The organism is bacterium (genome assembly GCA_036504735.1).
Classification (GTDB): Bacteria; Electryoneota; RPQS01; order RPQS01; family RPQS01; genus DASXUQ01.
Window position 1 is genome coordinate 365,263 of record DASXUQ010000019.1, and the last position, 12,079, is coordinate 377,341.

Annotated in this window: 11 protein-coding genes; 4 read left to right on the forward strand and 7 right to left on the reverse strand. The window is 58.3% G+C overall.

Annotation, left to right across the window (positions count from 1 at the left end):
- Positions 1 to 2 precede the first annotated feature (2 nt).
- Positions 3 to 848 (forward strand): flagellar motor protein MotB, encoded by an 846-nt coding sequence (locus VGL38_15975; protein ID HEY3296931.1) that lies wholly within the window; start codon positions 3 to 5, stop codon positions 846 to 848.
- Positions 845 to 1,981: an HD domain-containing phosphohydrolase gene (locus VGL38_15980; protein HEY3296932.1), complete on the forward strand. Its 1,137-nt coding sequence runs from the start codon at positions 845 to 847 to the stop codon at positions 1,979 to 1,981. Before VGL38_15975 ends, VGL38_15980 begins: the two co-directional genes overlap by 4 nt.
- A 243-nt stretch (positions 1,982 to 2,224) precedes the next feature.
- On the opposite strand, the gene VGL38_15985 is transcribed toward VGL38_15980, so the two are convergent.
- From VGL38_15985 to VGL38_16015, 7 genes are all read right to left on the reverse strand, one after another.
- On the reverse strand, positions 2,225 to 3,232 hold the full coding sequence (locus tag VGL38_15985; GenBank protein ID HEY3296933.1) for a T9SS type A sorting domain-containing protein: 1,008 nt from the start codon (positions 3,230 to 3,232) through the stop codon (positions 2,225 to 2,227).
- 65 nt (positions 3,233 to 3,297) lie between these two features.
- Positions 3,298 to 4,620 carry a T9SS type A sorting domain-containing protein gene (locus VGL38_15990; GenBank protein ID HEY3296934.1) on the reverse strand — a complete coding sequence of 441 codons (1,323 nt, stop codon included), beginning with the start codon at positions 4,618 to 4,620 and terminating at the stop codon, positions 3,298 to 3,300.
- A 468-nt stretch (positions 4,621 to 5,088) separates the two neighbouring features.
- On the reverse strand, positions 5,089 to 6,111 hold the full coding sequence (locus VGL38_15995) for a T9SS type A sorting domain-containing protein (protein HEY3296935.1): 1,023 nt from the start codon (positions 6,109 to 6,111) through the stop codon (positions 5,089 to 5,091).
- Positions 6,112 to 6,175: 64 nt separating this feature from the next.
- Positions 6,176 to 7,498 carry a T9SS type A sorting domain-containing protein gene (locus VGL38_16000; GenBank protein ID HEY3296936.1) on the reverse strand — a complete coding sequence of 441 codons (1,323 nt, stop codon included), beginning with the start codon at positions 7,496 to 7,498 and terminating at the stop codon, positions 6,176 to 6,178.
- 359 nt (positions 7,499 to 7,857) lie between these two features.
- Entirely contained in the window at positions 7,858 to 8,622 is a 765-nt protein-coding gene (locus VGL38_16005) for a TatD family hydrolase (protein ID HEY3296937.1), read from the reverse strand.
- A gap of 139 nt (positions 8,623 to 8,761) precedes the next feature.
- Positions 8,762 to 9,067 carry a GIY-YIG nuclease family protein gene (locus VGL38_16010; GenBank protein HEY3296938.1) on the reverse strand — a complete coding sequence of 102 codons (306 nt, stop codon included), beginning with the start codon at positions 9,065 to 9,067 and terminating at the stop codon, positions 8,762 to 8,764.
- A gap of 791 nt (positions 9,068 to 9,858) precedes the next feature.
- Positions 9,859 to 11,064 carry a glycosyltransferase family 4 protein gene (locus VGL38_16015; protein ID HEY3296939.1) on the reverse strand — a complete coding sequence of 402 codons (1,206 nt, stop codon included), beginning with the start codon at positions 11,062 to 11,064 and terminating at the stop codon, positions 9,859 to 9,861.
- Between the two features lie 267 nt (positions 11,065 to 11,331).
- On the opposite strand from VGL38_16015, the gene VGL38_16020 reads away from it, so the two are divergent.
- Together VGL38_16020 and VGL38_16025 are read left to right on the forward strand one after the other, a co-directional pair.
- On the forward strand, positions 11,332 to 11,805 hold the full coding sequence (locus VGL38_16020; GenBank protein HEY3296940.1) for a MarR family transcriptional regulator: 474 nt from the start codon (positions 11,332 to 11,334) through the stop codon (positions 11,803 to 11,805).
- Between the two features lie 24 nt (positions 11,806 to 11,829).
- Positions 11,830 to 12,030, forward strand: a complete 201-nt coding sequence (locus VGL38_16025) for a zinc ribbon domain-containing protein (GenBank protein HEY3296941.1) — start codon at positions 11,830 to 11,832, stop codon at positions 12,028 to 12,030.
- Positions 12,031 to 12,079 lie beyond the last annotated feature (49 nt).

The following is a 12,079-nucleotide window of genomic DNA, read 5'->3' on the forward strand; positions in this document are numbered from 1 at the left end:
CTATGGCAGGTGAACACCACGACGAAGCTCCGGTCATCCGGATTGTCAAAAAGATTTCCCACGGCGGACATCACGGCGGCGCGTGGAAAGTGGCTTATGCCGACTTTGTGACCGCCATGATGGCGCTATTCATCGTGCTTTGGATTCTCGGGCAATCCGAAGAGACCAAGCAGGGTATCGCGGGCTACTTCCGCGACCCCAGCGGCGTCGGCGGATTCGGCGCCGGTGCGCTCGGCAAGCAATCGCGCATGACCATGTCCAGCCAGACCACGAACCACGGCGCCGACGCCACCGTACTCGATATGAAAGGCGATCCGCTGCAGCAACTCGAAAAGGAAGCGGACAAGCTGAAAGAGATGATCGAGCAGCAACCCGATCTGAAGGCGCTCTCGGGACAAATCAGCGTCGAGGTCACTCCCGAAGGCGTGCGCGTAGAAATCAATGAGAGCGAGAAGGCGGCGCTCTTCGAGAGCGGCAGCGCCAAACTCTCGTCGAAGCTGACTCAGGCCCTCAGCGTGCTTGGCGCCGAATACCGCAAGGTGTCCAGCATGGTGGTCATCGAAGGCCACACCGATTCCGCGCCGTATGCGCCAGGCAGCACCATGACCAACTGGGAGCTTTCCACGCAACGGGCCATGGAAGCACGGCGCGCACTGATGGACGGCGGCTTGCCTGAGCAGCAGGTGTACATGATCCGCGGCTTTGCCGACCGCCGCCCGCGTTTCGACAACGCCAGTGATCCGCGCAATCGCCGGATCAGCATGTTGCTGCTCAGTCCCGAAGGCTTGCGCATCGCCTCGGGCCAGACCCACGTGGTGGCCCCGGTCGCCGGCGGAGGTGCAAAGTGAAGCCGGGTGTGCGCGTTCTCTATCTGCTACGGGCGGAAGAAACCCATGCGCCAACGCATCTGCTGCGCGCGGCGGAAAGTCTGCACATGCTGCGGGCGGGGCGGCCGGCGGATGCTCCCGCGCGCGAGCACAAACCGCAAGTGATCTGCATTCATGCGCCCTTCGATCATGAAGCGCAGCACGCGCTGGAAGCGGTCTCCGATCTGCGGCTGCCTGTCTTAGGTATCGGTAGCGGCAGCATGGACGGCCTCACCTCTCAGGTTTCCGAAGTAATCCCCACTGAGGATTTGCGCTCGGTGCTGGGGCTGATGGCCTCCATCACCGAGGCCAGAGAGTCCGGCGGTGGATGCCAGGCCGAGAATGCCGGACACTGCCAGGGCAGTATGGTAGAAGATCTGGTGCGGCTGCTCGAACACATGCTCTGCCTGCGCTTCGCCGACCACAAGGAAAGCTCCGAGCGCGTGTGCGACGCCGCACTCTGGATCGGCAATCATCTCACGCTGCCCCCCGCTGAACTTAAGGACTTGCTCCGCGCGTCACGGCTGAGGGACATCGGCAAGCTGGGTCTGACCCACGCCATCGTCTTCGCCCGCCGCAGCGAACGCACGCCCGAGGAACAGGCCGCCTATGACCGCTATCCGGAGATGGGCGCGCGGGTGCTCTCCGAACTGCCTTCCTTCCGGTCAGTGGCCGAAATTGTCAAGTATCAATTGGAGAATTTCGACGGCAGCGGTCCGGCGGGATTGATGGCCCATCAGATTCCGCTGGGATCCCGCGTGCTGCGTGTGGCCGCGGCTTTTGCGGGCATCACCCTCAGCGGCGATAATCCGCAGCGCGCCGCCCGCGACGCCATCACCACTCTCGAGCAGGGCCGCGGTTCGCTGTTCGATCCGCTGCTGGTCAAGCTCGTCGCCAATTTCCATCAGGCGCGCAAGGATGTCAAACCGGAGACGGCCACCCGTTGGGTCCGTGTAACCGACCTCTCCGAAGGCATGGTCATCGCCGAAGATGTGTGGAGCCGCACAGGAATGAAGATTCTCCCCTCCGGTACGCACATCACCCCGCACATCCTAAGACTCATCCGCCAGTTCCCCTTAGACCCCTCGCTGGAATCGGTGCAGATCCTGAAGTAGAAACCGCCTGTGCATGCGTAAAAATCGGTAGGGGCGCACAGCCGTGCGCCCGTCTGACAGGTCACCTGACCGCCCACGCACGCTCCATCCGAATATCAGAAACCCCCGCTTACGCGGGGGTTTCTGGCATGAGGAACTATAAAAGGTGCGTCTTACAAATCGAATTCGTTCCCTTTGGGACCGCGCGGTATTCCCGCGCTGTCCCCCCGCCGCAGGCGGCCTTGGGGGCAGGCGTCACGCCTGCTACTTCACCAGCAGCATCTTGCGGGTCGCGCTGAAGCGGTCACCGATGGTGATGCTGTAGAAGTACAGACCGGATGTCAGATTCTGGCCGTTGAAGGACACCGAGTGGCGTCCGGCAGCGGTGTTCGCGTTGACCAGCGTGGCCACGCACTGGCCCATCGGGTTGAAGACCTTCAGAGTCACGTGGTTCGCTTCGAGGACATCGAAGGTGATGCTGGTAGTCGGGTTGAAGGGATTCGGATAGTTCTGCAGCAAGGCATATTCCGTCACCTGCGCCGGGGAGGATGCGGTCGGCGTGGCCGCCACGCGGCCTTCAATCCGGCTGTTGCCGTTGGCATCCACCGAGACGAGCTGGTACTGATACATTACGCCGTTCACAGCGCTGTTATCTGTCCAGGTGTACTCGCGGCCCGTGGTGCTGTTGCCAAGCCCCTCGATACGCGCGGACAACTGGCCGTCACGCATGACATCGAAATGATCGTTGCTGGTTTCCGAAGCCGTCGCCCAGTCGAGCGTCACGGCATTGTCGCCGGCCGTCGCGGTCAGATCGGTGCTGAGATTGACGGCGAGCTGGCCATCGAAACTCAGGCAGAAGCAGCCGGAGCACAGGGTGTAAATCTCCAGTGCCCAGACATTGTCATGCACCCAGTAAAGGTACATGTCAAAGCAGTCGGAATGACCGTAGTAGTTCTCGGGGTAAAAATGGTCGCCGCCGAGTACGAACGGATAGGCAGGCGGCGTGATCGCCGTGCATTGCACGTCGCAGTCCGTGTTCGCCGCATTGCAGCCGGCATGAAGCGTCAGCACCGGAACGGCGCCGATCCCATCGCGGTTGCCGTAAAGCAGAATCGCCGGGTAGGCAAACGCGTCTTCGCAAACGCGGATGCAGTAGCTGTGGCCCACATCGATCTGCGACGGTACGTTGGACACGCACTGGGCGAACGCCGCCGGGACAAGCAAGGCCGCAAGGGCCAGAAAGGCCAGAGTCTTGAGTACAGTTTTCTTCATCAGTGATTCTCCCAAATAGGTTTGTTCGTGCAACATCTTTCGTGTGTGAAGGGTGTTGGGGAGACTCACTTAATGTAGAGCAACTTGTTGGTGTAGCTGAACTGACCGCTCTTCAACGTGTACATGTACACGCCGGTGGCAAGTCCGTCCGCCGACCAGTTCATCGTGTAATTTGCGGCGGGCATGACGCGGTCCACGACCGTCGCCACTTCGCGGCCCAGCAGGTCGTACACCTTCAGCGTGACGCGGTCCGCATTGGGGATCGAGAACGCAAAGGTCGTGCGGCTGTTGAACGGATTCGGGTAGTTCTTCACGCTGTATTCGGTCGGCACCGCGCCGTTCAGGCCGGTGTTGGGCGTCGCGGACGCGACCACCGTCTGGCCGTCTACGTTATAGACGTGATTGCCCTGCGCGTCGGTGACGTGCAGCTTGTAGAAATACGTGCGGCCGTTCTCCACGTCGGTGTCGGTCCACGTGTAGCTCTGACGGGTCGTGCTGTTGCCGGCGGCGCCCACACTGTACATCGTGCGATAGACGCCTTCGCGGCTGTCCGCGCGCGTCACGATGAAACGGTTGGTGCCGGTCTCCGACGCCGTGCCCCAGTTCAGAGTTACGCTGCCGTCACCCGCAACGGCTCCGAAGCCGGTCATGTTGACGGGCAGGAAAAAGTCCGAACGCCAGATGCACACACAACCCGGGTTGGCGTTGCAATAGGTCAGCGTCAGGAACAGATGGCAGTTGGCGAACACGCGCTTGAACCAGCGGAACTGGCTCCAATCCACGCGCGGACAATTGGGATCGTTGCAATGCGATTCGGCAGGATCGCAACCGTTGGTCACGGTGACTTCCAGCAGATCGGGATTGTAAGTGGGATCTTCGCAGAAAATGGGAATCGTGTACGAGCCGTGGCAAATCCACGCGCAGAACGCGGTGTTGCGGCGGATCGTGTCGGGAAGCACCGGGGTGCAGCCCGCATCCTGATACGTGTAATAACCGTTCCCGCCTTCGACGTTCGCCAGCAGCGTGTCGCTGACGGACATGCGGTACATGAACTGATCGCTGTTGTTGTAAATGTCGATGTACGCGGTAATGACGTTTACCGTGTTATCCGGCAAATCGGTAAAACGGCTGGGATCGGTGGGGCTCAACTCAGCCTCACTCCACAGTTCTACCGGCTCAGGAACGTAGGTGTTGGTGTTTCCCACATACCCATTCGGATCCGACTGGGTATAGGATACACGGGCGTGGAACGGCGAATCGCCGATCACCACGGCATACATTTTCTGGGTTCCGACGTCGAAGCCCATGAACGCATTTTCTGTCGCGAAGCTACAGACGGAAAGCAGCAATAGTGCCGCAACTACAACAACTGTCTTAGCTCTTTTCATCCTCTTCTCCTCATGCTATAAGACCACATCGGAAGTCTGCCCCATTTAGGTCAGACTTCGCCTATTACGCTCGCACGCTTTACTGTGGTAAATATAGTTTGCATTGTTAAGGATGTCAAGTATTCTGCTAACATATTCATGTTTTTCCCACATCATCAAGGACCATTACAGACCCACTTGTGCCCACAAAAGTCTTATAAAAAACAGCTATTTGGTCGGCCAGCCCCGACCAAAACTCCGTCCCATTAAACCACAATTGACCCTTATGCCACTTGAGGTTGCTTTAGCATTCCTCTCCTCCCGCTTGTCTCCTTAGGGAGATCTTGTTTTGGCCTCCTTCGCCCCAACTGTGTCTAACTGTACCATAAACAAGGAGCCCCTGCAACCATTGCAGGGGCTTTCATGCGCCTTGTGATCACTTAGCCACGGATCGCTCCAGACTACACCACCGTGGTCTGATCGGGTAACTTACTTCACCAGCAGCATCTTGCGGGTCGCGGTAAACCTGTCTCCCATTTTGATGGTAAAGAAATACAGACCCGACTGCAAATTCGCCCCATCGAAACTCGCCGTATACCGCCCAACGGACATCACACCGTCCACCAGCGACTCGATGTGCTGACCCAGAGGATTGTAGATGTCCAGTTTGACCAGACTCGACGCCGGAACATCAAACTGAATGTGCGTGGTCGGATTGAAAGGATTGGGATAGTTCTGGTGGAGCGCGAAGTCCGTAACCGCCATCTGCGTGAAGCTCGGCGTCGCGTCGATGGTTCGCAGATTGTCCACCTGCCCGTTGTAATCCACCGCGCGCAGACGGTACGTGTACCGCCGGCCGTTGACCACGTCGCTGTCCGTCCACGTGTAGGAATGCCCGGAAGGCCCGTTGCCTGCCGAACGCACCGCCGTGACCACGCCGCGATCTTCACGTACGATCTCAAAGCGGTCATTGGCGCTCTCGGACGCGGTCCGCCAACTGAGCGTCACTTTGCTGTCTCCCACCACGGCATCGAAGGACGACAACTCTACGGGAAGCTGCCAGTCGAACCACATGCAGAAACAGCCGCTGCATTCCTTGCCGTAAATTTCCACCACCCAGTAGCCGTTGTGGCTCCAGTACACATACATGTCCAGGCAATCGTTCGTCAGGTAGATGGCATCGGGCTGGCTCGGATCCTGTCCGAACTCCGGCGCCTGTCCCTGCGTCCACGGCCACGCCGGCGGCATCACGGGAGTGCAGTCGGAATTGCAGTCTCCGCCGTTCCCCTGGCAGCCGGGGCTGAGCGTCAAATGCGGGAACATCTCCGGCCCCATAAAGGGACAGGACAGAAAGAACATCGATACGGAATCGGGACAGACGTGAACACAGTAGCTCTGATAGAGATTAAGCTGCGCGGGCGCGCTCGTGCGGCACTGCGCCAGGCCCTGCTGCGTTCCCATCACCAGTCCAACCACCAGGACCAACAACATCCAATAGCGTTTATGTTTCATACGGGGTTCCCGGTTTATACATCAACACAAAGGTCTCACGTTGCCCGCCCTTGCCCACGGCGCGTTACTTGATGTACAGCATCTTCCGTGTCTGCACATAGCTGCCGGCGGTCATGCGGTACATGTACAGCCCCGCGGCCAGTCCGTCCGCCGACCAGTTCACCGTATAGAAATTCGGCGGCATGGTGCGGTCCACCACCGTAGCCACGTCGCGCCCCAGCATGTCATAGATCTTCAGCGTCACATGCTCCTGTGCGGGAATCGAGAAACTGAAACTCGTCTGGCTGTTGAAGGGATTCGGATAGTTCTGCTCGAGGCGGAAGGCCACCGGAAGCTCCGCGCCGCTGCGCGGTGTGGCTTCGGCGATCACATCGTGCCCTTCGACGTTATACACCGCCACGTGACCGGAAATTTCCGCCACGTGCAGCTTGTAATAATACGTCACGCCGTCGGACGCCGTGTTGTCTGTGAACGTGTAATTCGATCCCGTCGCCGCATTGCGCGCAGTAACGCGGGCAATAGTGCTGTAGCCTTCATCGGGCTGCGTGCTGCGGGTGATGCGGAACTCCTGCAGGCCGCTTTCCGAACCTGTGCCCCAGGAGAGCATCACGCGGTTGTCGCCGGCCAGCGCGGAAAAACCGGTCATCTGCACCGGCAGATCGCGATCCGAACGCCAGATGCACACGCACCCCGTATCCGCGCCGCAATAGGCCATCGTCAGATAGATGCGGCAGTTGGTGCGCGAGCGAATGTGCGAGGAAAACAGCGGCCAGTCAATCGGGTTGCAGGCCACGGTGCAGTGATTGGGATCGGCGCAGCCGTTCATCACATACACTTCCACCGAATTGGGATCGACAATCCCCGGCACGCGGTTCTCGCAGACCACCGGAATCACATAAGTGCCGTGCGCGATGTGCGCGCAGAAGCTGCTGTTCATGCGGATTGAATCCGGCAGCAGAATATCGCGCTCCGAGCCGTAGGTATAGCCGCCCGCCCCGTCGCGCTCCACACTCGCAAACAGGGTATCGGTGGCGCTGAGGGTATTCAGCAATTCGTGATGGGCATTGTAAAGCTGCGCCACGGCGGTAATCACGTTCATCTCGCCGTTGCCGATGCCCGGCGTGCGGCCCGGATCGGCGGGACTCAGCGACGCTTCGGCCCACAGCTCATTCGCTTCCACCGGATCGACCAGAATATCCCCGATGTAGCCGCTGGGATTGGATTGCGAGTACGTCACCACCGCCTGAATCGCGGTGTTGCTGCGAACCACCGCCTGCATCTTCTGCGAAGCCACATCGAAAGCCATGAACATGTTGTCGCTCGCAAATCCTCGAGCCGCGAGCAGAATCAGAATCGCCAGCACACATAGTTTTCGAACCTTGGTCATCGGGTCTCCTGCGTAATATCTGCGGCCACCATCCTTTTTTGCATAGGGCCAATATACATCGGCGCACTATGGCAAGTCAAGCTTCCGGACTTGAAATGGACTTTGATGCCCCACAGCACACTCGCTGCTTCCCGCTATAGGCACGCGGCCCTTTTGCGGGTACGTGCCGCACGGGTCCGTTCATACGGCGGAACGGTGGACGGATGTCATAGCGACTTCAAGTGGATTTGCTGGGAAGAAGGGCCGGTGGCGAAATGTAGAGACCCGCAGGTCAGGAGCATTGTGCCTCCTCGCAAGGGCAAAAAAAGTGGACGTCCCCGGTGGGCGTCCACTATGAAAATAGCGATAGAAGGTCGGGCTCAGGCGTCGTGCGGGAAGAAGAGCTGCAGGGCGGCGGCGGTAGTTTGACGGTCGATCTCTTCGAGGGGAAGATTGAAAAGCTGCGCGTGTTTGGCGGCCACCTCGCGCACGTGCATCGGCTCGCAGCGTTTGCCGCGATACGGCATGGGAGCCATGAACGGCGCGTCGGTCTCCAGCATGATGCGACTCAGCGGCAACTGCTGCACGAGCTGCGGCAGGGGAGAATTCTTATAGGTGATATTGCCGGTGAAGGAGAGACTGAGCCCTTGCTCGAGCACCTGTCGCGCATAGGGTTCATCTTCGGAGAAGCAATGGAATACGCCGCGTTTCAGGCCGCTGCGTTTGACAATCTCGATGGTCCTCTGCCCTGCCGAGCGGTGATGGATGATGGCGGGAAGTCCGGCATGAATGGCAAGCTGCAGCATGCGCTCGAAGAGCGCTTCCTGCTTTGCAAGATTGGTTTCCCCGCGATAGATGTCGAGTCCGATTTCGCCGATGGCCACCACGGACGGATCACCCGCCACAGCTTCGATCCAGAGCAAATCCTCTTCGCTGACCTTGTCCACTTCGGAAGGATGCACTCCCACCGCGGCAAACACCACACCCGGAAACCGCGCCGCAATGGTCAAGCACGCCTCCGCCGTCTCCTTGTCCACCGCAATCGTGATAATCCGCGTCACCCCCGCCCCCTGTGCCCGCGCAATCACCTCATTGAGGTCACTCTCGAACTCGGGATAGTAAAGATGTGAATGGGTATCGATCATAAAAATACTTTGAACTATTATTGTTTCGAAAATCGCATCGCCCGCGCCACTCCCTGACCCTTGTCATCTCGTTAGAGTCCGTGGACTCCACCGGAGTCTTCGACCTGACGGTACACCGGAAGGACCTCGGGTTCACTCACTATAGTGCGTCCTCCAACGGCCAGTCAGCGGCCAAATCCTTCCATAAAGGATTTGACGCCGTGATGAGATCAACCTTCTTGGATCGCCGCCACCCCTTCAACTGCTTTTCGCGGGCAATCGCGTTACCGACATACAGGAACGCTTCACGGTAGACGAGGCGGGTGACGTCATACTGCTTGGTAAAACCCTCAATCTCTTTGCGCTTGTGCTCAGCGATCCGGCGAGTGAGATTGTTGGTCATGCCAATGTAGAGTGTCCGTGTCTCACTGGAAAGTATGTAAACGAAGAACTGCCGCTCATGCATAATTCCCTCCCCAGCTCAAACGCGCGTTGTTCATTTGCTCCTGCGCGTCACTTCTCCCTAATCGTTCTCAAGCCCGCACCTAACCCTTATCATTTTGAAGCCCGCACACTTCCCTTGTCATTCTGAAGCCCGCTTCGGGCTGAAGAACCTCGGGCTCATCCGCATTCCCAACCGAACCCGAGGTCCTTCCCGAAGACGGTCAGGATGACAAGGTTTAGGGATCGCGCAATATAGAGTAAAGAGCGTCATGCGGGAGAACGCCCCCCAGAGTGCGTTTTGGCGTCGGCTGCAAACAGCCAACACCGCAACGCAACGCGAGGAATCCCAATCTACCTCAATTCCCGCCAACATGCAAGCTGGAGGCGGCCTCCATTTTTCGCTTGCACCCAAGTTCCATGCACCCGCAGGTACGAACTCCCAACTCAAGCCGGGCCGCCCACTTCGCTGAACATCACAATTCCATATCCGCTTAAATATCTATTATATACCACTAAAATCATCATCCTCTTGACAATCGGCCTTGAACAAATGTATATTAAGAGTGGCGTCTTCCGGTCTTTCCATCTAACAAAAATGGACACAGCAAACCATGTCCACTTGGCCAAAGCAACACGCAGGAGCGTGTTGCCTAATCACTTTTTCGGCGTTTTTCGGCCTTTTTTACAACGTTCAGACCGTCGGATGTTCAGTATTTTCTAAGAGCAAAGCAGTTCGTTTGGTATAAAATATTTTTTCTGTTAAGAGAACGGCCCGACACCCCGTTAAACACTTCAATTTTGGTTTCTTGGCTTCTATAGCTCTTGGCTTCTGAACCCCGGAATTCTTAATTCCAGCGCATCCAAAATGCGTTTGGTGCGGGCGGTCCAAGTGTAGGATGAGGCGACTTTGGCGCGGGCGGCGGCGGGGATCGCAGAGTCGGTCAGCTTGGTTTGGGCGTCGCGCAGAGAAGAGACCAGAGCCGACAGATTGTCGGGCTCGAAGAGCAGAGAGTCCTTGCCGCTCTCCAGCACCTCGCAGACGGTGGGAAAGGCGGGGCCGACAATCAGGCGGTCGGCGGCCATGTATTCGAACATCTTCATGGGCGAGCAGCCGCGAATGGTGGGGACTTTCCATGTCCACATCATCAGCAGAATATCCGCCGCCGCCAGCCAGAGGGGAATCTCTTTGTGCGGCACACGGCCGGGGAAATGCGCGTTATCGAGCTTGAAGCGCGCGGCTTCGGCTTTCCAATGGGCAATCTCCTCATCCTTGCCGCCGACGAAATAGAAATCCATCTCCGGCAGTTCTTTTGCCGCCGCGAGCATGAGATCGAGGCCGCGGTCGGGTTTCAGGGAGCCGGTGTAAAGAACAATGGGGCGAGGGCTAAGGGATAAGGGATAAGGGATAAGGGATAAGGACAGACGAGAGCGCGCTTCTTGCTTGGTCAGGGTAATGTCGAACATGGAGAGGTCGACGGCGTCGTGGGCGGAGAGGAGTTTGCTGCGGGGGACGCCGAAGTCTTCCCAGATTTTGGAAAGGGCTTCGGAGATCGAGACGATCAGCGCACAGGAACTCTTGCGGGAGTTGTGAACGATGGTCGAACGCAGATAGCGGTCCAGCAGCATGTTCTTGACATGCACATTGACCTCATGGACCTCGAAGACATAAGGCAGCTTGGCACTCGGCAGGAAAGCTACGGTGTAGGGGTTGCGGGTATAGACCAGATCGAGGGGATGCTGCTTGAGTGCGCTTAAAGTGCTGCGCACCGAGCCGAGCAACTCCATGCGGCCCATGATCCGCACGCGGGGCACGAAATGCACCTTGAAAGGCAGCTGCCCGCTGAAGATTTGCGGCGCGGCGGCGAGGGCTTCGGCATCGGTGGCGTACTTTTCGGCGCGGGGCACAAACAGTGTGACCTCGTGCCCAAAGGACGCAAAGGCGCTGCACATCTGGCTGACCTGCACCACATTGGCATCCACCGTGGGAAAGCCGTTGCCATGGACGTAGGCGATTCTCATGGGCATCCTCGCAGTTGGGGCGGGCGCGGAGCGACCGCCACCGCGAACATATGAGGAGAGGCAAGACAATTGATCATGCTCAAAGTTAAAGATTTCCTCCGGCTTTCGCAACCATGATTGAGGGACTTGAAAACGCAACTAACGGAATATCAATTTGCCGCGAACTGAACGTGCGTTCACTATGCACCACAGTTCGGGCTTGACATTGTGTGGTTAAGGCTGTATATTGTTCACACTATGAATCATCAATCCGGACCTATATCCGAGATGTTACCGCAAGGGATGGACCAGGCAGGATTGCTGGCCCATTTGACGCGGGATCTGGCGGACTGCTGTGTGAGCAAGGAGACGGAGATCTTTGGCCGCTATGGCTTATCGGCAGTGGAAGGACATTTGCTGCTGATGGTGGCCGAGCAGGGTTCCCTCTCCCCTTCTGCGGCGGCAGAGAAGCTGGGTGTGGCCCGCAGCAGATTAACTCCGCTGGCGCAGAGTCTGGTGGAGAAAGGGCTTTTAAAGCGGGCGGACTCCAAGAGCGACCGGCGAGCGCACGAACTGAAGCTGACGCCGGCGGGCGCAGCGGCGGCCAAGGGCGCGGCGGAGTTCCGGCAGAGATTCCATGCGCGGCTGCTGGAGGGATTTTCGCCGGCGGAACGCGAACGGCTGCTGACCGCATTGGCCGAACTGCATGAGCGCATGCACGCCCTGCGAGAAGAATTGAAAGACGAGTTTCACACCACATAAAAACACCAACCTTAACAGACACCTATGCCCCTCTACGATTACCAGTGTCGAAACTGCGGAGCCGAGTTCGAAGCTCTGCGAGCCCTGAGCGATGACGACCATGAGCTGGAATGCCCCTATTGCCATGAGAAAGACTGCGAGAAGAAGGTCTCGCTGACCGCCTCCGATTTCCTGTCGGCGGGACGAGTCGGCGGTGGCGGCAAAAGCAACTTCCGCTGTGGTTGAGGATGAGATCTAAAGGGCCGGGCGCCCTTTCTGAACGGTGAACAAAAAA